General features: G+C 65.8%; 21 protein-coding genes. 2 read left to right on the plus strand and 19 right to left on the minus strand.

All coding sequences use genetic code 11. The features are described 5' to 3' along the window. Window positions 1-151: 151 nt before the first annotated feature. From A9975_RS18550 to A9975_RS18620, 15 genes are all read right to left on the minus strand, one after another. Entirely contained in the window at window positions 152-895 is a 744-nt protein-coding gene (locus A9975_RS18550; RefSeq protein ID WP_174426825.1) for an ABC transporter ATP-binding protein, read from the minus strand. A 10-nt stretch (window positions 896-905) separates the two neighbouring features. Further along, window positions 906-2,693: an ATP-binding cassette domain-containing protein gene (locus A9975_RS18555; protein WP_150987527.1), complete on the minus strand. Its 1,788-nt coding sequence runs from the start codon at window positions 2,691-2,693 to the stop codon at window positions 906-908. 10 nt (window positions 2,694-2,703) lie between these two features. Further along, window positions 2,704-3,756 (minus strand): branched-chain amino acid ABC transporter permease, encoded by a 1,053-nt coding sequence (locus tag A9975_RS18560; protein ID WP_183034090.1) that lies wholly within the window; start codon window positions 3,754-3,756, stop codon window positions 2,704-2,706. Window positions 3,757-4,158: 402 nt separating this feature from the next. Continuing rightward, entirely contained in the window at window positions 4,159-5,310 is a 1,152-nt protein-coding gene (locus A9975_RS18565) for an ABC transporter substrate-binding protein (RefSeq protein ID WP_183034091.1), read from the minus strand. 426 nt (window positions 5,311-5,736) lie between these two features. Beyond that, window positions 5,737-6,495, minus strand: coding sequence for a TSUP family transporter (locus tag A9975_RS18570; RefSeq protein ID WP_150987533.1), 759 nt, complete (start codon window positions 6,493-6,495; stop codon window positions 5,737-5,739). Window positions 6,496-6,579: 84 nt separating this feature from the next. Beyond that, window positions 6,580-7,050 (minus strand): hypothetical protein, encoded by a 471-nt coding sequence (locus A9975_RS18575; RefSeq protein WP_370564937.1) that lies wholly within the window; start codon window positions 7,048-7,050, stop codon window positions 6,580-6,582. A gap of 358 nt (window positions 7,051-7,408) precedes the next feature. Next, window positions 7,409-8,437: a branched-chain amino acid ABC transporter permease gene (locus A9975_RS18580; protein ID WP_174426821.1), complete on the minus strand. Its 1,029-nt coding sequence runs from the start codon at window positions 8,435-8,437 to the stop codon at window positions 7,409-7,411. Beyond that, window positions 8,437-9,321: a branched-chain amino acid ABC transporter permease gene (locus tag A9975_RS18585; protein ID WP_043350832.1), complete on the minus strand. Its 885-nt coding sequence runs from the start codon at window positions 9,319-9,321 to the stop codon at window positions 8,437-8,439. The genes A9975_RS18580 and A9975_RS18585 overlap by 1 nt, the downstream gene beginning before the upstream one ends. Before the next feature lie 187 nt (window positions 9,322-9,508). Beyond that, window positions 9,509-10,717, minus strand: a complete 1,209-nt coding sequence (locus A9975_RS18590; protein WP_183034092.1) for an ABC transporter substrate-binding protein — start codon at window positions 10,715-10,717, stop codon at window positions 9,509-9,511. A gap of 95 nt (window positions 10,718-10,812) precedes the next feature. Next, complete coding sequence (locus A9975_RS18595) at window positions 10,813-11,538, minus strand: ABC transporter ATP-binding protein (RefSeq protein WP_183034093.1); 726 nt, start codon at window positions 11,536-11,538, stop codon at window positions 10,813-10,815. A 9-nt stretch (window positions 11,539-11,547) separates the two neighbouring features. Further along, the gene (locus A9975_RS18600; RefSeq protein WP_150987542.1) at window positions 11,548-12,324 is read right to left on the minus strand and encodes an ABC transporter ATP-binding protein; all 777 of its coding nucleotides are present in this window, start codon (window positions 12,322-12,324) and stop codon (window positions 11,548-11,550) included. Window positions 12,325-12,716: 392 nt separating this feature from the next. Further along, a complete protein-coding gene (locus A9975_RS18605) occupies window positions 12,717-14,417 on the minus strand; it encodes a GMC family oxidoreductase (RefSeq protein ID WP_183034094.1) in 1,701 nt (566 codons plus the stop codon). Between the two features lie 170 nt (window positions 14,418-14,587). Then, window positions 14,588-15,523: an alpha/beta hydrolase gene (locus tag A9975_RS18610; protein ID WP_183034095.1), complete on the minus strand. Its 936-nt coding sequence runs from the start codon at window positions 15,521-15,523 to the stop codon at window positions 14,588-14,590. Window positions 15,524-15,573: 50 nt separating this feature from the next. Further along, window positions 15,574-16,074, minus strand: a complete 501-nt coding sequence (gene cueR / locus A9975_RS18615) for a Cu(I)-responsive transcriptional regulator (RefSeq protein ID WP_183034096.1) — start codon at window positions 16,072-16,074, stop codon at window positions 15,574-15,576. Further along, the gene (locus tag A9975_RS18620) at window positions 16,071-18,542 is read right to left on the minus strand and encodes a heavy metal translocating P-type ATPase (RefSeq protein WP_183034097.1); all 2,472 of its coding nucleotides are present in this window, start codon (window positions 18,540-18,542) and stop codon (window positions 16,071-16,073) included. Before A9975_RS18620 ends, cueR begins: the two co-directional genes overlap by 4 nt. A gap of 263 nt (window positions 18,543-18,805) precedes the next feature. Here A9975_RS18620 and A9975_RS18625 point away from each other — a divergent pair, with 263 nt between their 5' ends. Then, a complete protein-coding gene (locus A9975_RS18625; protein ID WP_183034098.1) occupies window positions 18,806-19,018 on the plus strand; it encodes a heavy-metal-associated domain-containing protein in 213 nt (70 codons plus the stop codon). A gap of 67 nt (window positions 19,019-19,085) precedes the next feature. Here the strand turns inward: A9975_RS18625 and A9975_RS18630 are convergent, their stop codons facing one another. The 4 genes from A9975_RS18630 to A9975_RS18645 form a co-directional block, all read right to left on the minus strand. Beyond that, entirely contained in the window at window positions 19,086-19,814 is a 729-nt protein-coding gene (locus A9975_RS18630) for an OmpW family protein (RefSeq protein ID WP_183034099.1), read from the minus strand. 232 nt (window positions 19,815-20,046) lie between these two features. Then, the gene (locus tag A9975_RS18635) at window positions 20,047-21,006 is read right to left on the minus strand and encodes a delta(1)-pyrroline-2-carboxylate reductase family protein (protein ID WP_183034100.1); all 960 of its coding nucleotides are present in this window, start codon (window positions 21,004-21,006) and stop codon (window positions 20,047-20,049) included. A 96-nt stretch (window positions 21,007-21,102) separates the two neighbouring features. Beyond that, the gene (locus A9975_RS18640) at window positions 21,103-22,107 is read right to left on the minus strand and encodes an aldo/keto reductase (RefSeq protein ID WP_183034101.1); all 1,005 of its coding nucleotides are present in this window, start codon (window positions 22,105-22,107) and stop codon (window positions 21,103-21,105) included. A gap of 152 nt (window positions 22,108-22,259) precedes the next feature. Beyond that, window positions 22,260-23,150 (minus strand): LysR family transcriptional regulator, encoded by an 891-nt coding sequence (locus A9975_RS18645; protein WP_183034102.1) that lies wholly within the window; start codon window positions 23,148-23,150, stop codon window positions 22,260-22,262. A gap of 174 nt (window positions 23,151-23,324) precedes the next feature. On the opposite strand from A9975_RS18645, the gene A9975_RS18650 reads away from it, so the two are divergent. Next, a complete protein-coding gene (locus A9975_RS18650; protein ID WP_220810813.1) occupies window positions 23,325-24,869 on the plus strand; it encodes an MFS transporter in 1,545 nt (514 codons plus the stop codon). Window positions 24,870-24,895 lie beyond the last annotated feature (26 nt).

A 24,895-nucleotide genomic window follows, 5' to 3' on the forward strand; every position in this document is an offset into this window, starting at 1 on the left:
CGCATGGATATACAGCGTACCTATCCCTGCGCTAACCCTGGATCAAGAACACTTCCGCAAAGGTCCGGTTTCTAGCAATCCAATGCATAAATAATAATGACCGGCAATGCCGGTCATTATTCGTCGTATAAATTCTGGCGATCGATAAGGCCTAGGCCGCCTTTTTCGCCAGCCCCAGATACGTCTCGATCACCTTCGGGTTAGCCGCCAGCTCGGCAGCCGGCCCCTCCATCGCCATATCCCCCGTCTCGATCACGTACCCGTAGTCGGCAACCTGCAGCGCCGCCCGCGCGTTCTGCTCGATCAGCAGTGTCGCCACCCCCGTCTTGCGCAGGTCATTGATGATGTGAAAGATCTCCTTGACGATCAGCGGCGCCAGCCCGAGGCTCGGCTCGTCCAGCATCAGCAACTGCGGCTTGGCCATCAGCGCCCGGCCCACCGCCAGCATCTGGCGCTCGCCCCCGGACAGCGTGCCGGCGTCCTGCTTCGCCCGCTCCTTCAGGCGCGGGAACAGGCCGTAGACCACTTCCATCTGGTCCAGGAAGTTCTTCTCACCCGCACGCTTGCGGCGATAGGCGCCCAGCACCAGGTTGTCCGCCACGCTCATCGAGCCAAACAGTTCGCGCTTCTCCGGCACCAGGCACATGCCGCGCGCCACACGCCCTTCCACCGGCAGGCCGGCGAGGTCGTGGCCGAGGTAAGTCACCGCGCCGGTGGACGAACCGCTCACCGGCAACGCGCCCATGATGGCGTTGAGCATGGTGGACTTGCCCGCGCCATTGGGGCCGATCACCGTGACGATCTTTCCCGCTTCCACTTTCAGGTTGGCGCCATGCACGGCTTCGACCTTGCCGTAGCGCACGTGGAGGTCCTTCACTTCCAGGATCAGGCTCATTGTCGTTTCCTTACTCCACGCCGCCGAGATAGGCCTCGAGCACCGCCGGGTCCTTCTGCACATCCTCGGGCACGCCTTCTGCAATGCGCGTACCGAACTCCATCACCACCAGCCGGTCCGTCAGGTTCATCACGAAGTCCATGTCATGCTCGACCAGCAGCACACTCATGCCCTCGCCCTTGAGCTTCTTCAGCAGCTCGGCCAGTGCCTGCTTCTCCTTGTAGCGCAGCCCTGCCGCAGGCTCATCCAACAACAGCAGCGCGGGATCGCAACACAGTGCGCGCGCGATCTCCAGGATGCGTTGCTGGCCCAGCGCAAGGCTGCCGGCTTCCATGTACATGCAGTCGGCCAGGCCCACGCGCTCGAGCTGGCGCGCGGCTTCGTGCAGCAGCTTGGCCTCCTCGTTCTTGTTCATGCGCAGGATCGCTGCCGTCACGCCGCCCTGCGGCGCAAAGTCGCCGCGCAGATGCGCGCCGATGGCCACGTTCTCCAGCACGGTCATGGTGGGCAGCAGATGCACGTGCTGGAAGGTGCGGCCGATGCCGCGCTTGACGATCTCGCGCGAGGGCAGCCCGGAGATCTGCTCGCCGCGATACAGCACCTCGCCGCGCGTGGCCGGCAGCACGCCGGTGACGAGATTGAAGGTGGTGGACTTGCCCGCGCCATTAGGGCCGATCAGCCCGATGATCTCGCCCGCGCGGACCTGGAAGCTCACGTCATTGACCGCCACCAGCCCGCCGAACTCCTTGCGCGCGGCTTTGACATCGAGGATCAGTTCGCCGGCCTGCGGCTTGGCGCGCAAGGGCAGCGCGGGCGCTTGCGCCGGCGCAAGCACCGGTGGCCCGCTGGGGAACAGCTTCTTGATGAACGGCCAGATGCCATCGCGCGCGTATTGCAGCAGCAGCACCATCAGCACGCCGAAGACGATGGTCTCGAAGTTGCCGTTGGCGCCCAGCAGCTTGGGCAGCACGCCTTGCAGCACGTCCTTCAGGATGGTGAGGATGCCGGCGCCAAGCACCGCGCCCCACACGTGGCCTACGCCGCCCACCACCGCCATGAACAGGTACTCGATGCCGTAGTTCAGCCCGAACGGCGTGGGGTTCACCGCGCGCTGCAAATGCGCGTAGAGAAAGCCGGAGATGCAGGCCAGCATCGCCGCTACCACAAAGATCACCACCTTCATCCATGCGGTGTTCACACCCATCGCCTCGGCCATGGTGCCGCCGCCCTTCAACGCGCGGATGGCGCGGCCCGGGCGCGAGTTGAGCAGGTTCTGCATGGCGATCACCGACACCAGCACCACGGCCCAGATCAGGTAGAACATCGAGCGCCCGGAGGCCAGCTCGATGCCGAGCACATGCAGCACCGGAATGCCGTTGAGGCCGTCGTACTTGCCGAGGAATTCGAGGTTGCCAAACAGGAAAAACAGCGACAGGCCCCACGCGATGGTGGCCAGCGGGAGATAGTGGCCCGACATGCGCATGGTGATCAGGCCGATCACATAGGCCGAGGCCATCGTGATCACCAGCCCCACCAGCAGGCCGAGCCAGGGCGACAGCCCGAACTGCGTGGTGAGGTAGGCGGTGCTGTAAGCACCCAGCCCGACGAAAGCGGCCTGGCCGAACGAGGTCATGCCGCCCACGCCGGTGAGCAGGACCAGGCCGATGGCGACGATGCTGTACAGGCCGATGTAGTTGCCCAGCGTGATCCAGAATTCGGGCGTGGGCAGCACCGGCAACAGCGCCAGGACTACCGCGAAGGCCAGCAGGAAGATTCGGTTCTTGAGGTTGGTGTTCATGGCGTGTCCCTTATTCCTCGTCTTCCACATGCTTGCTGGTGAGCGAGCGCCACAGCAGCACGGGCAGGATCAGGGTGAACACGATGACCTCCTTGAACGCACTGGCCCAGAAGGACGAATACGATTCGAGCAGCCCCACCAGGATGGCACCGGCAGCCGCCACCGGGTAGCTCACCAGACCGCCCACGATCGCGCCGACGAAGCCCTTGAGGCCAATCAGGAAGCCAGATTCGTAGTACACCGTGGTCAGCGGCGCGATCAGGATCCCGCACAGCGCGCCCATTGCCGCTGCCAGCGTGAACGACAGGCGCCCGGCCTGCGTTGTGCCGATGCCGACCAGCCGCGCGCCCAGGCGATTGACCGCCGTGGCACGCAGCGCCTTGCCGGCGATGGTGCGTTCGAAGTAGAAATACAGCCCCGCGATCATCAGTGCCGATGCGCCGACCACCCAAAGGCTTTGCCCGGAGATCGTCAGGCTGCCCACTTCAAAGCGCGCCTCGGAGAAAGGCGCGGTGCGCGAGCCCTCGGCGCCGAACATCACCAGCCCCAGCCCCACCAGTGCAAAGTGCACGCCCACCGAGACAATCAGCAGCACCAGCGTGCTGGCCTCGGCCAGCGGCTGGTAGGCAAGGCGGTACAGCATGGGCCCGAGCGGAATCACGATCAGCAGCGTCAGCGCGATCTGCGCCAGCATGGGCATCGACTGCCCGTCGAAGTTCTGCGCCAGCAGATGCACAGCCAGCGGGAAGACCAGGTATTTGCCGGCCAGCACCGTGATCCGCCTGGGCGCGGTCCGCCGCAGTTCGGCGCTGCGCAGGATGGTGACCGTCTCATAGAGAAAGGTCAGCACGCCCATGACCAGCAGCAGCCAGCTGCTTTGCGGCGCATGGCCGGACTGGATCGCCGCCAGGGTCAGCGCGCCATAGGCGACGAACTCCCCTTGCGGAATGAAGATGACGCGGGTCACCGAGAACACCAGCACCAGGGCCAGCGCGAGCAGCGCATAGATGGCGCCCGAGGTGATGCCGTCCTGCGCCAGGATGGCGGCGATCGAGAGGTCCATTGTCTCCCCGTATTGTTGGTGAGTCCGGCCGGCGGAGGGAGGCCGGCTGGCTTGTGAAATTACGAGTTACGAAATATGAAACAACTTACGCATAGCGGAAATCCCGACGAACCCTTAGATTGCGCAGTGCCGCATCGGTAATCTGGCACGGCAGGCAGGAAGCCATGCCTATGCCGGGTGCAGCATATCCGCGGCGCACCATGGCCGTCATCCCGTTCCGCTTGCCTGGGCAAACACCAAATTCATTAACACGTTAAAGATCTCGCATGGCGGATGCGGTGTCAAGTGCGGGATTGCCTGTAGTCGCGCAGTGACGTGGGATGGCATGAAACAGCACCAACAAAAAGGGCGCATGGCTGGCCATGCGCCCTTTTTGCATCAAATGCAGCCAGCGTTTGCCGCTTACTTGGTCTGCAGCTTCCACTTGCCGTCGACGATCTCCACCATCACGCGCGCGCGCTGGTCCAGGCCAAGGTGGTCGGTCGGCGTCATGTTCATGATGCCGTGGGAAATCGGCAACTCCTTGGTCTGCTCCATGGCATCGCGCAGCGCCTTGCGGAACTCCTTGGTGCCCGGCTGCCCCTTCTTCAGCGCCTCGGGGATGGCTCGCTGCAGCAGCAGGCCGGCATCCCAGGCGTGGCCGCCGAAGGTCGAGACCTGGCCGCCAAATGCCTTCTCGTAAGCCGTCTTGTAGGTGATGGCGGGCTTCTTCACCGGGTTGGTGTCCGGCAGCTGCTCGGCCACCAGCAGAGGCCCGGCCGGCAGGAAGGTGCCTTCGCAGTCCTTGCCGCACACGCGCAGGAAGTCGGCGTTGGCCACACCGTGGGTCTGGTAGATCTTGCCCTTCCAGCCACGCTCCTTGAGCGCCTTGGCGGGCAGCGCGGCGGGCGTACCCGAGCCTGCGATCAGCACGGCGTCCGGGTTGCTGCCCATCATCTTGAGCACCTGGCCGGTGACCGAGGTATCGGTGCGCGCAAAGCGTTCGTTGGCCACCACCTTGATCTTGCGCATCTCGCCGACCTTGGCGAACTCTTGCGCCCAGCTATCGCCATAGGCGTCTGCGAAGCCAATAAAGGCAACCGTCTTCACGTTGTGGTTGGTCATGTGCTCGGCAATGGCGGTGGCCATGTGCGAGTCGTTCTGCGGCGTCTTGAAGACCCAGGCGCGCTTGGCATCCATCGGCTCGATGATGCGGGCCGAAGCGGCCAGCGTGATCATCGGCGTTTCGTTCTCGGCGACGACATCCACCATGGCCAGCGAGTTTGGCGTCACGGTGGAGCCGACAATCACGTCGACCTTGTCTTCGCTGATCAGCTTGCGCGTATTCTTGACCGCCGTGGTGGTGTCCGACGCATCGTCGAGCACGATGTACTCGATCTTCTTGCCAGCGATCTCCTTGGGCAGCAGCGAGATGGTGTTCTTTTCGGGAATGCCCAGCGAGGCTGCGGGCCCGGTGGCCGATAGCGTTACTCCGACTTTGACCTGTGCGCTGGCGGTGCCGGCGCACAGGCTGGCGGCGGCGAGAGCCAGCAGGCTGGCGCGCTTGAATGTCATCGTGTCTCCTTCCATTGCGGCAAACGGAAGAGGCAGCCGTGCCGCCTCGCGGCCAGCCGGATGCCTCAATCTGGTCTTCTGATCTTTTGATCTTCTGATCTGTCTTGTCCTGGTGGATCTTATTGTGCCGGTGCCCTTTCGGTGCTGTTCAGGCCCGTATCCAGGCGCAACGCCGGCGCCTGCCTGCTACCCGGGGCGATGGATGGGCGAATCCGCATCCGCCCTGCCCCAATCTCCCGTCCTGCGCGTGATCCCCGGCGGCGCTCGGCAGGGCTCGCCAGGCAATGCCATGGTGCGCCACGCCGGCCGCTCATTCACCGACCGTCCGGTCGGGAATGCGTAGCGAGTCTAGCAACAGGCATATCGCCGGGCTAGCGGGATTAACCCGCATCGCAGCATGCAAGCGACACGGCCACGAACCGACGCTCAGCGGCCGAACGCATCCCAGGCGGTTTTCACGATCAGCGCAGCCACCACCACGATGAACACGCGCCGCACAAAGGCGCTGCCATGCTTGAGCGCAAGGCGGCTGCCAATCTGGCTGCCGCCCACGTTAGCCACCGCCATGACCAGCCCGAGCTGCCACCAGACGTGCCCCTTCGCCGCCAGCAGCAGCAAGGCCGCCAGGTTGGTGGCGAGGTTGACCACCTTGGTCGATGCCGAGGCGTGCAGAAAATCGTAGCCGAACACGCGCACGAACACGATCATCAGGAAGCTGCCGGTGCCCGGCCCGAACACGCCATCGTAGAAGCCGATCACGGCCCCCGCCAGCAAAGCCGCGGCGCGCTCCTTGCCGCCTGAGAGCGACGGTGCGTGCTCGGTGCCCAGGCTCTTCTTGGCCACCGTATAGACCAGCAGGGCCACCAGGATGAAGGGCAGCGACTTGCGCAGCGGCTCCGCGGGAATCAGCGTGAGCGCGTAGGCACCCGCCATTGAAAAGGCAAAGGCCGACAGCATCGTCGGCAAGGTCGCGCCCCAATAGATGCGCACGCTGCGGCCATAGCGCAACGCCGCATTCGTGGTACCGGCCAGCGAGGCCACCTTGCTGGTGCCGAGCAGCGTGGCCGGCGCCATGTTGGGATAGGCCGAAAACAGCGCGGGGATCTGCACCAGGCCACCGCCGCCGGCGACAGCATCGATCAGACCGGCAAGAAAGGCGGCAACAGCAAGAAACGCGAATTCCATGGACGCGGGGAGACGAAGAAAGAGAAAAGAAAGAGAAAACGGAGGGAAGGAGGCGAACCAAGCGCGGCAGGCGCGCTGGAAGCGTCAGCCCAGCATCTTGGCGGCTGGTGACAAATTGAGATGCCACAGGCCGCTGGCATGCGGCGCAAAACCCGCCGGTGCAGCCTGCGCCGCGGACAGCAGCGCTGGCGCCAGCAACAGATGGCGCACGCCATGCGCGCTGCACCAGTCGGCCAGCAGGCCGCAGCAATCCAGCAGCAAGGCGGCGCCCCTGTCCGCCGGCACTTCACCAGCCCACCATTCGGTGGCAAGCGCCGTAAGGCCGGCAAGTCCGAGATGCGGTATCAGCGTAACGGGCAGGCAACCGAGCAGATCCTGGCCGGCGCTGGCCTGCGCCACCACGCAGGCCCCGCGCTCAGGCCGGGCAAGCAGGCCTTCCAGCAGCGCCTGCCGGGCACGCGCCGCCGCTACGGGCAATGCGTGCCGTGATTGCAGCCAGGCACCCAGGCTTTGCGCATCGCCAGTACCGGCCAGGCGTATCGAGGCCGGGGGCACGGCGGATTCAGGCGAGCAAGGAATTAGAGAGGGGGAATCTGACGGCATGGCGGGCCCGGTGGCAAGGCCGCATTGTCGCATGCGCAATCGGTGGCTTCGACGACGATTCCGCATGGCGGAAACGTCACGCACCAGAAACGGGCATGCAACCCGGAAATTAAAAAAGGCGTTGCCGAGGATCACCCAGCAACGCCCTTATCTTATATTGACACTGCAGCCTAGTGACTGCGCGCCTGTCGTCTCCTCGCTTCCGCCTCCATTTAACCTGCGAAAACCGTATATGCAATGTAACGAAGCGGTGCGTTTCGAGCAAGCTAGAAGAAACCCTAGCCCCAAAATCGGGCATGTCGCCCCACGATCACTCCCGGGCCTTCCCAAAACGGGCAAGAAGCTCGCCCATGATGCCGCGGCGGAACGTCAATACGCAGATCACGAAGATCACGCCGGTCACCATTGTGACGGATTCGCCAAGTGAGTTGAACCACTCGATGCCCGTCGTCGAGGCCAGGAAGGTGCCGATGTCGCCAAGCTTGTTTTCCAGCGCCACCACCACGAAAGCCCCGACCAGCGGTCCTGAAAGCGTGCCCAGGCCGCCAACCAGCGTCATCAGGATCACCGAGCCCGACATGGACCAGTGCACGTCGGTCAGCGTGGCAAAGCCCAGCACCAGCGCCTTGATCGACCCGGCCAACCCGGAAAGCGCCGCAGACAGCACAAAAACCATCAGCTTGAAGCGGTCCGTATCGTAGCCCAGCGAGATGGTGCGCGGCTCGTTTTCCTTGATTGCCTTGAGGATCTGGCCGAAGGGCGAATGCACGGTCCGCACGATCAGCGCGAAGGCCGCTACGATGATCGCCAGCGCCACGTAATACAGCGTCAGATCGTTGGCCAGCGACAACACACCGAACAGCTTGCCGCGCGGAATGCCCTGCAAGCCATCCTCGCCCCCGGTGTACGGCACCTGCAGGCAGAAGAAAAACAGCATCTGCGCCAGCGCCAGCGTGATCATCGAGAAATAGATGCCTTGCCGGCGAATCGCGATGTACCCGACCACGTAACCGATCAAGGCGCCCGCCAGCGTGCCCAGCACCAGCCCGACCTCAGGCGTGACGCCCCATACCTTCATCGCATGCCCGGCCGTATAGGCCGCGCCGCCAAAGAAGGCCGCATGGCCGAACGACAGCAGCCCGGTATAGCCGATCAGCAGGTTGAAGGCGCACGCGAACAGCGCGAAGCACAGCACCTTGAGCACGAACACCGGATACGCTCCGGCCATCGGCGCCAGGATCAGCGCTGCCAGCAACAATCCGTACAACAGTTTCTTCTGCACGCCCCGCCCCTGTCTTGTCTGCCCCGCGGCCACTGCCGCGCCGGTTGGTTGGTTCATCACTTCTCCCTCCCGAACAGCCCGGCCGGGCGCAGCATCAGCACGATCACCATGATGAAGAACACGACCGTGGAGGAGGCCTCGGGGTAGAACACCTTGGTCAGGCCCTCGATCACGCCCAGGCCGAGGCCGGTCAGGATCGAGCCCATGATCGAGCCCATCCCGCCGATCACCACCACCGCGAACACGATGATGATCAGGTTCTGCCCCATCAGCGGCGAGATCTGGATCACCGGTGCCGCGAGCACGCCGGCAAACGCCGCCAGCGCCACGCCGAACCCGTAGGTCAGCGTCACCATCAGCGGCACGTTGACGCCAAAGGCTTCAACCAGCTTGGGGTTCTCGGTGCCGGCGCGCAAATAAGCGCCCAGCTTGGTCTTCTCGATCAGGTACCAGGTGGAGAAGCACACCACCAGCGAGGCAGCCACCACCCAGGCCCGGTAGTTCGGCAGGATCATGAAACCCAGATCCGTGGCGCCACTCAGCGCCTCGGGCGCCGAGTACGGCAGCCCCGACACCCCATAGATCGAGCGGAAGATGCCTTCGATCACCAGCGTGATGCCGAGCGTCAGCAGCAGGCCGTAGATATGGTCGAGCTTGTAGATCCAGCGCAGCATGGTGCGCTCGATCACGATGCCGATCAGCGCCACCGCCAGCGGCGACAACACCAGCATCACCCAGTAGTTGAGCCCGGCGTACTCCATGCCCATCCAGGCCAGGACCGCGCCGAGCATGAACAGCGCCCCGTGGGCAAAATTGATGACGTTGAGCAGCCCGAAGATGACCGCGAGGCCAAGGCTCAACATCGCATAGAAGGCACCGTTGACCAGTCCCAGCAGTAACTGGGACAGCATGGCGGGCAGAGGAATACCGAAGATGTCCATCGCAGGCGTTACCGTTTGCGCACCAGCCGGGATCCGTCGTTCCCCGCCAGGCAGGCGCTGTCAAAATGAAGCGAAGAAAGACACTGGCCCCCGCTCCCGAACCCGGTCAACATGCAACGGTCCCGGGCGGGGGCGCCATACCTCAATCAACTCTACGCAACTCAACTCAGTTCAAACGCTTACTCGCTTACTTCTTCATCAACGCGCACTTCGATTCCGCCACCGTGGTGAAAGCCTGCTCACCCGGGATCGTGGCCACCACCTTCAGGTAGTCCCACGGCTTCTTCGATTCGGCCGGCGACTTCACCTGCATCAGGTACATGTCGTGGATGCCGCGGCCGTCCTGGCGGATGTAGCCCTTGGTGTAGAAGTCGTTGATCTTCATCTTCTTGAGCTCGGCCATGACCTTGTCCGGGTCATCCGTCTTGGCTGCCTCGACCGCCTTCAGGTAGGTATGCGCGGCGGAGTAGTCGGCGGCCTGCAAGCTGCTCGGCATCTTCTTCATCTTGGTGAAGAAGCGCGCGGCGAACTTGCGCGTATCGTCGTTCATGTCCCAGTACCAGCTGTCGGTCATCAGCAGGCCTTCGGTGTTCTTCAAGCCCAGGCTGTGGATGTCGTTGATGAACATCAGCAGGCCGGCGATCTTCATCGTCTTGGTGATGCCGAATTCCTTGGCCGCCTTGATCGAGTTGATGGTGTCGCCGCCGGCATTGGCCAGGCCCAGGATCTGCGCCTTGGACGCTTGCGCCTGCAGCAGGAACGACGAGAAGTCGGAAGCCGACAGCGGATGGCGCACCGAGCCCACCACCGTGCCACCGTTGGCCTTCACCACCGCCGCGGTATCGTTTTCCAGCGAGTGGCCGAAGGCGTAGTCGGCGGTCAGGAAGAACCACGACTTGCCGCCCTGCTTGACCACCGCGCTGCCGGTACCCTTGGCGAGCGCCACCGTGTCATACGCATAGTGCACGGTGTACGGCGAGCACTCTTCGTTGGTCAGGCGCGCCGAGCCGGCACCGATATTGAAGTAGACCTTCTTCTTCTCCGAGGCCACCTTGTTCATGGCCAGGCCGGTAGCCGAATTGGTGCCGCCGATCAGCACGTCCAGGCCCTGCTGGTCCATCCACTCGCGCGCCTTAGAGGCGGCGATGTCGGCCTTGTTCTGGTGATCGGCCGAGACCAGCTCGATCGGCTTGCCCAGCACCTTGCCACCGTTGTCCTCGATTGCCATCTTGATGGCTTCGAGGCCGCCCGGGCCGTCGATGTCGGCGTACAAGCCCGACATGTCGGTGATGTAGCCGATCTTGACGGTATCGCCCGAGACCTGCGCCGATGCCGAACCCATTGCCACGCCCGTTACGATAGCCGCCAGAGCGACCGCCTGCCGAGTCATCTTCATTGCCTGTCTCCTTAGTTTCGGCGGCACCTGACGCCACCCGTTCCTGCCCTAAAACAATGCCTGCGATTCATGACGGCGCCGCGCGCCGATTCGAATCAGACCCCAAGCAGCTCGTTCAGCACCGGCATCTTGGCCTGCAGCTCCGCAGCCGCGAAGCGCTCGACGATCGTGCCGTGTTCCATCACATAAAAGCGGTCGGCCAGCGGCGCGGCAAAGCGGAAGTTCTGCTCCACCATCACCACCGTGTAGCCCTTTTTCTTGAGCATCAGGATCATGCGCGCCAGCGCCTGCACGATCACGGGCGCGAGGCCCTCCGAGATCTCGTCGAGCAGCAGCAGGTTGGCGCCGGTGCGCAGGATGCGCCCGACGGCGAGCATCTGCTGCTCGCCGCCCGACAGGCGCGTGCCCTGGCTCTGGCGGCGCTCCTTCAGGTTAGGGAACATCTCGTAGATCTCGGCCTCGCTCATGCCGGTGACAGCGCTGGCGCCCTGCCCTTTCAACAGCGGCGGCAGCATCAGGTTTTCCTCGCACGACAAGCTGGCGAAGATGCCCCGCTCTTCCGGGCAATAACCGATGCCGCAGTGCGCGATATTGTGCGTCGGCATGCCGATGGTCTCGGTGCCGTTGACGCGGATCGAACCCTTGCGCTGGCCGGTCAGGCCCATGATGGCGCGCAACGTGGTGGTGCGCCCTGCGCCGTTGCGCCCCAGCAGCGTCACCACCTCGCCGGCATTCACGGTCAGGTCCACGCCATGCAGGATGTGCGATTCGCCATACCAGGCGTGCAGATCCTTGATTTCTAGTGCGGGCGTTGTGCTCATCCTGGCTCCTCAGTGCGCGCCCTGCAGTTCGGCCTCGACGGTGCCCATATAGGCCTCCATCACGCGCGGGTCTTTCGATACCTCGGCGTACGGCCCCTCGGCCAGGATCGCGCCGCGCTGCAATACCGTGATCTTGTCGGCAATCGACGAAACCACGTTCATGTTGTGCTCCACCATCAGGATGGTGCGCCCCACCGCCACCTTGCGGATCAGCTCGGTCACGCGCGCCACGTCTTCGTGGCCCATGCCCTGGGTCGGCTCGTCCAGCAGCATCATCTCCGGCTCCATCGCCAGCGTGGTGGCGATCTCGAGCGCGCGCTTGCGGCCATACGGCAGGTTGACCGTCACCGTCTGCGCCACATCGGTCAGCCCGACCTGCTCCAGCAGTTCCATGCCGCGCGCGTTCAGCGCGTCGAGCGTGGTTTCGCTGCGCCAAAAATGATAGGACGTGCCAAGCTGCCGCTGCAGCCCGATGCGCACGTTCTCCAGCACCGTCAGGTGCGGGAACACGGCGGAGATCTGGAACGACCGGATCACCCCGCGCCGGGCGATCTGCGCGGGCTTCTCGCGGGTGATGTCGATGCCGTTGAACAGGATCGTGCCCGTGGTCGGCTCGAGGAACTTGGTCAGCAGGTTGAAGCAGGTGGTCTTGCCGGCGCCGTTGGGGCCGATCAAGGCATGGATGGAGCCGCGCCGCACCTTGAGGTTGACGTCGCTTACCGCGGTGAACCCCTTGAACTCCTTGGTGAGGTTCCGCGTTTCCAGGATCGTTTCTTGCTGATTCATGGTCTCCTGCCCGCCCTCTTGCAGCGGCGCCGGCTTCTGGTCGGCACCGCCAAATGGTCAGAACTGTGGTGCCAGTCGCACCACCACCGCACAGGTCGCGCCAATCCAGTTGCGCTCCCCGTGGCTGTTGCGGCTCTCGCGCCGCTTGTATTTATTTGCTGTCTTTATTGCTGCCTGGATGTCCGCCGTGCGCGCCCCTCCCGGAACGCGCGACGCGCCCTTGTAGGGGCGCGCCAATGTGAGCGGTGCTGCACGGCATCTCGGCGTCTATTGTGTGCGTCTGCTGCGTCGCAAAACATCCGGGTTTGCACTGATTATGAAACATGAACCAGATGTCAGGTTGGTGTCAGGTTTGCCGCGCGTTGGCCCCCCGTTCGCAGCAGGCGGCGTACTCAGGCCTGGGTTGTGGCTCCCGCTTTGCTGTCCAGCGAAGCCCCCGCCGGGGAAACAGCGCCGTGCGCGACCCCTTGCGCCACGCCGCTCGCGCGCCGGCGCCGGTCCTCGCGGATCATGTCGCTGGCACGCTCCGCGATCATGATGGTCGGGGAGTTGGTGTTGCCCGAGGTGATCAGCGGCATGATCGATGCATCGACCACGCGCAGGCCATCGATGCCGATCACGCGCAGGCGCTGATCCACCACGGCCTGCGGGTCATCGGGACGGCCCATGCGGCAAGTCCCCACCGGATGGAAGATGGTGGTGCCGATCTCGCTCGCGGCCTGGGCCAGTTGCTCGTCGGTCTCGAACGCCGCGCCCGGCAGCCATTCCTGCGGTTTGTAGGGCGCGAGCGCGGGCGAGGCCACGATGCGCCGCGTCAGCCTCAGCGAATCCGCCGCGACCTTGCGGTCGGCGTCGGTGGTCAAATAGTTGGGCGCGATCACCGGCGCGTGGCGGAAATCCGGATCGGCAATGTGCACGCTGCCGCGCGAAGTCGGGCGCAGGTTGCACACGCTGGCGGTAAACGCATTGAAGCGATGCAACGGATCGCCGAACTTGTCGAGCGATAGCGGCTGCACGTGGTACTCGAGATTGGGCCGCGCATACGATGCATCCGAGCGCGCGAAGGCGCCGAGCTGCGACGGCGCCATGCTCATCGGGCCGCTCTGGTTGACCGCGTACTGCAGGCCGATGCCAAGCTTGCCCCACCAACTGCCCGCGCGCGTGTTGAGCGTGCGCACGCCCTCCACCTTGACCACGCTGCGCAGCTGCAGGTGGTCCTGCAGGTTTTCGCCCACGCCGGGCAACGCATGGCGCACCGCGATGCCCGCCGCCTGCAGCCGCTCGGGCTGGCCAATGCCGGACAGCTCCAGCAACTGCGGCGTATTGATCGCGCCCGCCGCCAGGATGACCTCCTCGCGCGCTGCCGCCGTGAATGGCTTGCCGCCGCCGAGATAGTCCACGCCGGTGCAGCGGCGTCCCTCGAACGTCAGCGCGCTCACCTGGGCGCCGGTGACGATCGTCAGGTTCGGCCGCTCCGCCGCGCGGCGCAGGAACGCCTTCGCGGTATTCCAGCGGATGCCGCGACGCTGGTTGACCTCGAAGTAGCCCACGCCAAAGTTGTCGCCGCGATTGAAGTCATCGGTGCGCGGGATGCCGGCCTGCTCGGCGGCATCGATAAAGCGCTCCAGGATGTCCCAGCGCAAGCGCTGCCCTTCCACCCGCCATTCGCCACCCGCGCCGTGGAATTCATCCCCGCCGCGATGATGGTCCTCGCTGCGCTTGAACAGCGGCAGCACATTGTCCCAGCGCCAGCCGTCGTCACCCGTCAGGCGCGCCCAGTCGTCATAGTCTTCGCGCTGCCCGCGCATATAGATCATGCCGTTGATCGAGGACGAGCCGCCCAGCACGCGGCCGCGCGGGTAGCCCAGCGAGCGCCCACCCAGGCCGGCTTCCGCCACGGTGCGGTACATCCAGTCGGTGCGCGGGTTGCCGATGCAATACAGGTAGCCCACCGGGATGTGAATCCAGTGGTAGTCGTCGCGCCCGCCGGCTTCCAGCAGCAGCACGCTCACCTCGGGGTCCTGGGTCAGGCGGTTGGCCAGCACGCAGCCGGCCGATCCGGCGCCGACGATGATGTAGTCGTATGTCTCCATGCTTTCTCTTGTCAGGCCTTGCGCCACGTTTGGAAAGGTTGATGATGAGCCCGCGCGGGAAGATCCCGCCAGGATGGCAAATGCATGCGTCCATGCGCGGCATGCCGAGCTTGGGCCGTGGCTGCGCGCAATGGTTCAGCTGATGGCAGCCAGGGACACATCATGCGCGCTCACGCCGCCTGCGGCTGCAGATGCTTGCGCAGCCAGCCGGTGAGCGCGGCCAGTACCTCGCCGCGCAGCGGCTGTGCCTCGTTGAAGATCTCGTGGTAGCCGGTGTCGAACCAGAGCGCCTCGCGCAGGTCGGGCGGCGCGTTGTCGAAGAAGCGGCGGCTGCCGGCCGGATCGACGATGCGATCGTCGCCCGCCACCAACATCAGCATGGGTGCTTCCAGCAAGGGCGCGTCGGTTTGCGCCTGCGCCATGCCGCGCACGAAGGTCTCCAGCACGCCGGCGCTGATGGTGCCCTGCACCAGCGGGTCGGCGCGGTACTGCGCCACCACCGCGGCGTCGTGCGACAGGTAGCACGCATCGATCGGGTTGGGCACGCGCAGGCGCGGCACCAGCGTCAGCAGCATGCGGTGCAGGGCCAGCATCGGGGCGGAGAGCCTCAAGGCCAGCGCCGGCGATGACAGCACGAGCGCGCGGATGGGCCGCACGCGCGCGGTGGCAAAACGCGCGGCCACCAGCCCGCCCATGCTGTGCCCCAGCAGGAACGGCAGCTCCTGCCACTGGCCCACCGCGGCGTCGTGGATTTCGGTGAGGTCTTCGACAAACACATCCGGATGCTCCGCCACCATGCGCGGACCGCCGCTGGCGCCATGGCCGCGCTGGTCGTAGGCGCGCACACGCAAGCCCAATCCGCACAGCAGCTCCACGACATGCTGGTAGCGGCCACAATGCTCGGCCAAGCCGTGCACCAGCAATAGCGAACCGGTGGGCTCCGGGAACAGGTCGGGATCGGGCTGCCAGGTGCGCAGGAACAGTTCCGTGCCGTCGCGCATGCGCTGGCGGCTTTCGATGGGGGTGGCGGGCCGCGCGGGCGCCGCCACGGCAGGGCCGCCGACGTCGGTCGGCTCGGCGGGAGCAGCGGTACTCGGTCGATCCATTCGGTTGATCTCCATCTGTGTTCCGCTACGATGCCTCCGGCCTTCCCCGGCTAGGAGGCCGCGGTGCTGCCCTCGCCGTGACGATGGCAGGCCGGCACCGCGCCATCGTTGTTGCCACCCGCATCCACTTCCTCCGCCGCCAGGCCGAATCCTGCCTGCGCCATATCGGCGAGGATCGGGCAGTCGGGCCGCGCATCGCCACTGCAGGCCTCGGCCAGCTGGCGCAGCGTATCGCGCATGGCGGCAAGCTCGGCAATGCGCTGCTCCAGGTCCGCCACGTGGCGCAAGGTGAGCGCCTTGACGTCGGCGCTGGCCCGCGCGCGGTCGTGCCACAGCGACAGCAGCCCGCGTATCTCGTCGAGCGAGAACCCGAGATTACGGGCACGCCGCACGAAGCGCAAGGTGTGCACCGCGCGCTCGTCGTAGCGGCGGTAGCCACCCTCGCTGCGCGGCGGTGGCGCCAGCAGGCCGATGGACTCGTAGTGCCGGATCATCTTGGCCGAGACGCCGGAAGCCTGTGCTGCTTCGCCGATATTCCTGCCGATATTCATGCTTGCTCTCCCGCCGGCTTCCAGCGCCGCAGCAGCAGCGCATTACCGACCACGCTCACGCTGGAGAATGCCATGGCCGCGCCGGCCACTACCGGGTTGAGCAGGCCGGCCGCCGCCAGCGGGATGCCGATCACATTGTAGAAGAAGGCCCAGAACAGGTTCTCGCGAATCTTGCGCACGGTGCGGTGCGAAATCGCCAGCGCATCGGCCACCAGCGCCGGGTCCCCGCGCATCAGCGTGATGCCGGCAGCATGCATGGCCACATCGGTGCCGGTCGACATGGCGATGCCGACATCCGCCGCGGCCAGCGCCGGCGCATCGTTGATGCCGTCGCCAACCATCGCCACCACGGTGCCGCCCGCCTTGAGCCCGTTCACGCGCTCGGCCTTGTCGGCCGGCAGTACTTCCGCCTGCACCTCGTCCAGCCCCAGCGTCTGGGCCACGCGCGCGGCGGCGCCCTGGTTGTCGCCGGACAGCATCACCGTGCGCACGCCGGCGGCACGCAGCCGCTCGATCGCGCGCCGCGCACCCGGCTTGATGGCGTCGCCAAAGGCAACCAGCCCCACCACGCGGTTTTGCGTGGGCGACGCATCCCGCGCGCCCGTCTCGATCAGCCAGGACACCGTGCGGCCCGCTTGCTGCAGTGCCTGCGCCTGCGCTTCGAGCGTACCCGCGGCTGCGTCCAGCGAGGCGCGCAGGCGCTCGCTGCCAAGCTGCAACGCCACGCCATCGACCTTGCCGGACAAGCCCATGCCGGGCAATGCACGCACATCGGTTGCCGTCGGCGCGTGGATGCCGCGCGCGCGGGCCGCTGCCAGCACCGCGTGCGCCAGCGGATGCTCGCTGCCGGCCTGCAGCGCGGCCAGGCGTGCCAGCAAGCGCGGCTGCGCATCCTCACCGGCACCCGCCGGCACCGCCAGCGCCACCACTTCCGGCTTACCCACCGTCAGCGTGCCGGTCTTGTCGAAGACCACCACCTTGACCCGGTGCGCCACTTCAAGCGCCTCGGCGTCCTTGATCAGGATGCCGGCGCGCGCACCCGCGCCCGTGCCCGCCATGATCGCGGTCGGCGTTGCGAGGCCGAGCGCACACGGGCAGGCGATCACCAGCACCGCCACCGCGTTGAGCAAGGCCGCCTCCCAGTTGCCGCCGAACAGGCCCCAGCCTAGCAGCGTGACCAGCGCGATGCCCAGCACCACCGGCACGAACACCGAGCTCACGCGGTCGACCATGCGCTGGATTGGCGCCTTGGCGGCTTGCGCGTGCTCGACCATGCGGATGATGCGCGCCAGCACCGTCTCCGCGCCCACCGCCACCGTGCGCGCCACCAGGCGGCCTTCGTAGTTGATGGCGCCGCCGGTCAGCAGCGCGCCGGGCGCCTTCGGTACCGGCAGGCTCTCGCCGGTCAGCATGGATTCGTCCGCATGGCTGCTGCCTTCGATTACCTTGGCATCCACGGGCACGCGTGCGCCCGGCAGCACCACGATCTCATCGCCGACCCGCACCGAGCCCAGCGGCACGCTCACCTGCGCGCCGTCACGGCGCACGATCGCGCTATCGGGGCGCAGCGCGGCCAGCGCGCGGATGGCATCCGCCGTCTGGCGCTTGGCACGCGTTTCCAGCCACTTGCCCAGGCGCACCAGCGTGATGACCACCGCCGCGCTCTCGAAGTACAGGTGCGGCATATCGTCCGCGCCACGCCACATCAGCCACAAGGACAGGCCATAAGCCGCCGAGGTGCCGAGCGCGACCAGCAGATCCATGTTGCCCGCACCCGCGCGCACCGCCTTGAAGCCAGCCTTGTAGAAACGCCAGCCAAACACGAACTGCACCGGCGTGGCCAGCAGCCACTGCACCCAGGCCGGCAGCATCCAGTGCACGCCAAACCATTCGGCCACCATGGGCGCCACCAACGGCAACGATAGCGCCGCCGAGATCGCCACCGGCCATGGCCCGGACCAGAAGCCTTCGCCAGCCACCGCCCCAGCCGGCAATTCGCCGGTGACCGGCACCGCGCCATAACCGGCGCGCGCCACCGCAGCAGCCAGCGCATCGGCATCCACGGCCCCACGCAGCACGGTCACCTCAGCCTGCTCCGTCGCCAGGTTGACCTGCGCATCCACCACGCCGGCCACGGCCTTCAGCGCACGCTCGACGCGGGCCACGCAGGAAGCGCACGTCATGTCGCTGATGGACAAGGTCATGGCCTGGTGCGGCACCTCGTAACCGGCAGCCCTCACAGCCTCGGCGGCGGCCGGCAGCACGGCTGCGCTATCGGCCTGCAGCGTGGCTTCTTCGGTGGCGAGGTTGACGGCGACCTGGCGCACGCCAGGCACCTTGCCCAGCGCGGTCTCGACGCGCCGCACGCACGAGGCGCACGTCATGCCGCCGATCGGCAGCCGCCATTCGGAGGCCGGCGCGCCTGCTGCGGCGCCGGGTACGGGAAGGAGTTGGGAGTTAGCGGGCATGGCAGGGATCGGGTCCACAGTGATGACAACCACATCATGGACCTTACCATGTTGGGAAGGTCAAGCCCGCGCGCAAGCAACGCATTCATCACGTGCCGCACGCGAGAACGTTTGGAAAAGGCCTTGCGCTTCCCACGGTGGGAAGGTGCAAACTTCAGGGGTAGACCGAAGTCCCGCCCGGCCAGCGCAGCGACAGGTACGCTTTTTGGACGGCCGGACACTCACCTTGATTCCTTACCCCAGGTACCAACAGGAGTTTCCAGATGATCCAGTTCCAGGTTGAAGGCATGTCGTGCGGCCATTGCGTGGGCGCCATCACCCGCGCCGTGCAAGCGCTCGATCCCGCCGCGAAGGTGTCGGCCGACATCCCCGCGCAGGCAGTCACGGTAGAGGCCACCGCCAGCGGCCAAGCGCTGCGCGAAGCCATCGAGGCCGCGGGCTATCCCGTCAAGGGCAGCGCCCAGGCCGCGGGCTGAGCCGGCAGCGGCACAAAGCAAAACGGGCGCCAAGCAATGGCGCCCGTTTTGTCGTCTGGCGAGCCGCTTAGAAGCGGTAACCGACGTTCAGGTAGGTCACGACCGGATCGATCTTGATCTTGGTATGCGACACAACGGTAGCATTGCCCGCCGCACCCGCGTTCTGCGTGGTGAGGGTGGCCGTGCTGGACAGCGGCAGGTAGGACACCGACAGGCCGACGAACCAGTTATCGGTGATGGCGTAGTTCGCGCCGACATTGAACACTGGATTCCACGAGCTCTTGGCGCTCGCCGTCATCTTGGCGTTCGGACCAAACTCGGAGCGCACGAAAGTCTGGTTGTTGATGGTCTCGTCGGTGAACCACGTGTAGTTCACGCCAAGGCCCACATAGGGGCGGAACTTGGTCTTCGCTTCCCCGAAGTAGTACTTCACCAGTACCGCCGGGCTCCATTGCTTCACATTGCCCAGCGTGCCGTATTTGGCAAACGTGCCAGCGCCCTCTACGTCGTGCCTCGGCGGAATCCCCGCCACGAATTCGCCTGCGATATTGTCGGTAAAGAAATGCGTGAACGCGATGCCAAGCGTATCCGCGGACTTGATCTTGGCACTCGTGCCGGCTTCGGTCTGGTTGACGGGGAAGCCACCGATGCTATCGACGACCAGCGCGTCGGCCGAACTCGTCGGCATCACGCGGAACCAGCCCAGGCTGACAATATTGCTGCCGGCGCTCTGCGCTTGCGCGGCACCAGCAATTAGCATGGCTACGCTGGCCAGCAGGATCTTCTTGGGGGACATGCCTCTTACTCCTTTTGTTGACTCTCTACCCGAGGCAGGCATTATCCGGTCTGGTGTGACCTGTCTGTTTCAAACGCTTAACACTTTTGTAGAAGCCCGCCCCTAAATCACGGGTTAACCATTAAAAACGCGGGCAAACGAGCCAAATCGGCCGGAGAAACCGTATGCAATTCGCGACGCTCGCCGGACAAAAAACCTACTGCACGGTATAGGCCTACTGGCTGCAAGGGAATTACGCTGTGCCGGCACTCGCCAGCACACATGCGGCCAAATCCCACAGGGCGTAACCGACACTCTTGAAAACCAACGGGCTGCCGTGGCGCGCGCGCAGTGCGTCCGCGGCGAGGATGGCGTGCTCGAACGGCTGCACGGTGGACCAAGCGATGCCCGCCTGCAGCAGGTCGCCCGCCTCCTCCTCGATGCCGAACAAGGTATCGGCCAGCAGCCGGCCGTGCGCCGAGGCCGCCTGGCAAAGCGCCGGCGGCAGCTCGCACATCTCCGGGCGGAACGCACCCACCGCGGCGATGAAATGATCGTCGCGCCACAGGCCGCTATCCAGGTCCGGCAACACCGGCACCAGGCTGGACGTCACCGTTACCACCATCGACACGCGCGGCAAGACCGTGCGCACGTCATCCACCGTCTGCGCCTCCACGCCCAGCGTGCGCGCATGCGCGGCGAGGGCTTCGGCCTTGGCGGCCGTGCGCGAATGCAGCCACACCCGGCGCGGCGAGAGGCCGGTGGCAAAGGCCTCCAGATGGGTCAGCGCCTGCACGCCGGCACCGATGATCAATAGCTCCCCAGCGGGATCCGGCGCGAAGCACTGCGCCGCCAGCAGCGACACGGCAGCGGTGCGCCGGCCCGTCACGGTGGGGCCGTCCAGCAGCGCCAGCCGGCGTCCGGTATGGGCGTCGGCCACCACCACCTCGCCGAGGATATTGGGCAGGCCGCGTTGCGGATTGCCGGGGTGCACGGTGATGTTCTTGGTCATCACCAGCTCCCGGTTACGCGCCGGCATCACCAGCAGCGTGCCCTCGCCGCCAGCGGGATCCCCTACAGGCAACGCAATGCGCGGCGGCGCCATGGCCGTGCCCGCGCGCAGCTCCGCCAGCATGTCGGCAATGGCGCGGGCCAGCGCGGGGTAAGGCAGGCGGGCCGCGGTCTGGGCGGCGTCTAGCAGGGCAACGGACATGGCAGGTGGCTCCGGAGGCGGTTCGCGATGCTGGATTATCGGTGAACTCGCCGTCGGCCTCCCCCACGCTCCACAGGTTCAGCCGGTTCAGGCGGTTCAGCGCGCCAGCAAGGACATCACCTGCCCCGGATAGCGCGTACCCGCGACTGCGTCTGCCGGGAACACGGCGTCGATGGCCGCCATGTCGGCCGCGTCCAACACCACGTCCAGCGCACCAAGGTTGTCGTCAAGGTTGGCCACGCGCCGCGTGCCAGGGATCGGCACCAGCATTTCGCCACGCGCCAGCACCCACGCCACCGCCAGTTGCGCCGGGCTGCAGCCCTTATCGCGCGCCAGCGCGTTCACCTTGTCCACCAGCACCAGGTTGCGCGCGAAGTTCTCGCCCATGAAACGCGGGCTGGTACGGCGGTAATCGTCCTGCGCGAAATCCTCAGGGCTGCGGATGGCACCGGTCAGGAAACCCCGGCCCAGCGGGCTGTATGGCACGAAGGCAATACCGAGCCGCTGGCACGTAGCGAGAATGCTCTGGTCGCCACCCGCCTCCACGTCGCGCGTCCACAGCGAATACTCGCTTTGCAGCGCGGTGATGGGATGCACGGCATGCGCGCGCTCGATGGTCTGCGCGCCGGCCTCCGACAGTCCCAGCCAGCGCACCTTGCCCGCCTTCACCAGTTCCGCCATCGCACCCACGGTTTCCTCGATGGGCACCTGCGGATCGACCCTGTGCTGGTAGTACAGGTCGATATGCTCCACCCCGAGCCGCTTGAGGCTGGCATCACAGCTGGCTCGCACATATTCGGGCCGGCCATCCACGCCGCGCGCCACCGGGTTGGCGGCGTCGCGCACGATGCCGAACTTGGTCGCCAGCACCACGCTGTCGCGGCGAGCCGCGATGGCCCGGCCTACCAGGCTTTCGTTGGTGTATGGGCCATAAATATCAGCCGTATCGATAAAATTGATGCCTTTATCAATAGCGTGATTGATAGTGAGAATAGATTCAGCGTCATCATGCGCGCCGTAAAACTCGCTCATGCCCATGCAGCCCAGGCCAATCGGGAATACCTGTGGGCCATGCTGGCCCAGCTTGCGTAGTGCGGTCATGCGGAACTCCTTGGTTGAGGAACCTCGGCAGTATCGCCAAGGCCGGGGCGCGGAAACAGCCGGCTACGCTGCATGCGTCATGAAGCATAGCTTCACAATCGAGTTACCTTCTTAAGCTGGACCCCATGGTCGATGGGAAGGGCAACGGGCTCTCATCCCGGGTTCTCCCGGCGGGACAGGAAGTCAACCAACACCCGCAGCTTAGGCAGCATGTGCCGGCTCGATGGCCACAGCATCCAGAATGTGCCTTGCACCACGTTGTACGTGTCCAGCGCCGTCACCAGCCGCTGGTCGCCCAGCGCCTCCTGCGCCACGAAATCCGGCACGTAGCAAATGCCCAGGCCGCCGATCGCCGCGGCCAGCACGCCTTCGATGTTGTTCAAGGCGAACGTGCCCGGCAAACGCACTTCCTCGCCATCGGCATCCTGCGTCAACACCCAATCCTGCAGTTTCCCGCTGGAGGGGAAACGATAGCGCAGGCAAACATGCTGCTCCAGGTCCTTCGGCCGCCTGGGCATGCCGCGCCGCGCGAAGTAGTCCGGCGCGGCACACACCACCTGGCGAAAAGGCCGCAGGCGCCGCGCCATCAGCTGGGAATCCACCAACTCGCCGCTGCGGATCACCAGGTCGAAGCCCTCCTCCACCACGTCCACCATGCGGTCGCTGAAATCCAGGTCGAACTCGATCTCCGGATAGGCGGCGCAAAACGCAGCCAGGTCGGGCAGCAACAGGCGATAGCCGATCGCCGGCACGCTGATGCGCAGCCGGCCACGCGGCGCCTCCTGCAGCCGCGACAACTCCAGTTCCGCGTCGTCGATTTCCTCGAGGATGCGGCGGCAGCGCTCGAAGAAAAGCGCGCCCTCGTCCGTCAGGCGGATCTGCCGCGTGCTGCGGTGAAACAGCCGGATGCCAAGCCTGGCCTCCAGCCGCATCACGCTCTTGCCGATGGCCGATGGCGAGACACCGAGAAGCCGTCCCGCCGCGACGAAGCTCCGGGTCTGCGCCGCGCGCACAAAGGCGTACAGGCCACTAAGACTATCCATGACGATCCATGCTGCTTCATTAGAGAATTTTTGTCCGTTAAGCACGGAAATCCGGGTGCTTTAAGACACATTAAGGCCATCCTATCATCAGTCCACTTTCGCAATGCCCACAGCCACGTGCGATCGGCGGCAGCAACATGCGGCGCCCGCCCCGCCCTCCAACCCGGACTCCCGATGCCCAGACCTGCACCCGACGCCGCGCACACCACGGCGCAAAAACTGATGATCCTTGGCGCGGTCTGTCTTGCCGCGCTGGCCATGCCCCTGAGCTTCACCGGCCCGGCGGTAGCCTTGCCAGCGATCGCCGCCGATCTCGGCGGCAGCCCCATCGTGCTGAACTGGGTCACCAACGCCTTCATGCTCTGTTTCGGCAGTTGCCTGATGGCAGCCGGCGCGCTGGCCGACCGCTTCGGGCGCAAGCGCGTATTCCTCGCCGGCATTGCCGGCTTTGCGCTTAGCTCGCTAGCCCTCACGGCAGCGCCCGACATCGCCTGGCTGGATGGCCTGCGCGCAGCGCAAGGGGTGGCTGGCGCCGCCGCCTTCGCCGGGGGCATGGCAGCACTGGCGCAGGAGTTCGAGGGGCAGGCCGCTACCCGCGCGTTCAGCTTGCTGGGCACCACGTTCGGCATGGGACTCGCTTTCGGGCCGGTGCTGGCGGGATGGCTGATCGAGCAAGCCGGCTGGCGCAGCGTCTTCCTCAGCGCAGCCGCGATCGCCGCCTGCGCCGTGGTGCTGGGCGCGCGCTGCATGCGTGAGTCGCGCGACCCCGCCGCCAGCGGGCTCGACTGGCCAGGCGCGGGCACCTTTACCGGCGCGCTGACCTTGTTCACCTATGCCGTGCTGCGCGCGCCGGACAGCGGCTGGGGCAGCTTGCCGGTGATCTTGCTGTTGGCCAGCGCCGCCGTGCTGATGCTGGCGTTCGTCATGATCGAGCAGCGCGTGCGCGCGCCTATGCTGGACCTGTCGCTGTTTCGCTATCCGCGCTTTGTCGGCGTGCAATTCCTGGCGGCCGCGCCCGCGTATTCGTACGTGGTGTTGCAAGTGCTGCTGCCGGTCCGCCTGATCGGCATCGAAGGCTACAGCGCGATCGAAGCCGGCCGCATGATGATTGCGCTGTCCGCACCGATGCTGGTAGTGCCGCTGCTGGCCGGGCATCTGATCCGCTGGCTCTCGGCCGGCCTGATCTGCGGCCTGGGCTTGCTGGTGTGCGCCGGCGGCCTGCTATGGCTGGCCCAATGCGCACCGGGCCAGCCGAGCGCCGGGCTGGTGCTGCCGATGCTGGCGATTGGGCTTGGCATCAGCCTGCCCTGGGGCCTGATGGATGGCCTGGCCGTCAGCGTGGTGCCCAAAGAGCGAGCGGGCATGGCCACCGGCATCTTCAGCACCACGCGGGTGGCGGGCGAAGGCATTGCCCTGGCCATCGTTGGCGCCATGCTTGCCGGGCTTGCCCAGTCCAGGCTGCACGCCATCGCCACTGCGCCCTCGGCCACGCTGGCGCAAGCGGCGCACCGGCTCGCCATGGGCGACCTGCCCCGCGCCATGGCCCTGCTGCCGCAGGCGAGCGAGCAGGCACTGGTGCAAGGCTATGGCGATGCCTTCCGGCTCCTGCTGTATATCCTTGCTGCGATCACCGTTGCGTCGGCGGCATTGGTATTCGGCTTGCTCAGCCATTCACGGTTGCCGCATCTGTCAGGATCCGCGCCAGAAGCCTTGCGTTAGCGACGCGCCGCCGCACGCTTCGCGGC

Origin of the sequence: Cupriavidus sp. UME77, assembly GCF_014170355.1 — a bacterium.
GTDB lineage: Bacteria > Pseudomonadota > Gammaproteobacteria > Burkholderiales > Burkholderiaceae > Cupriavidus > Cupriavidus basilensis.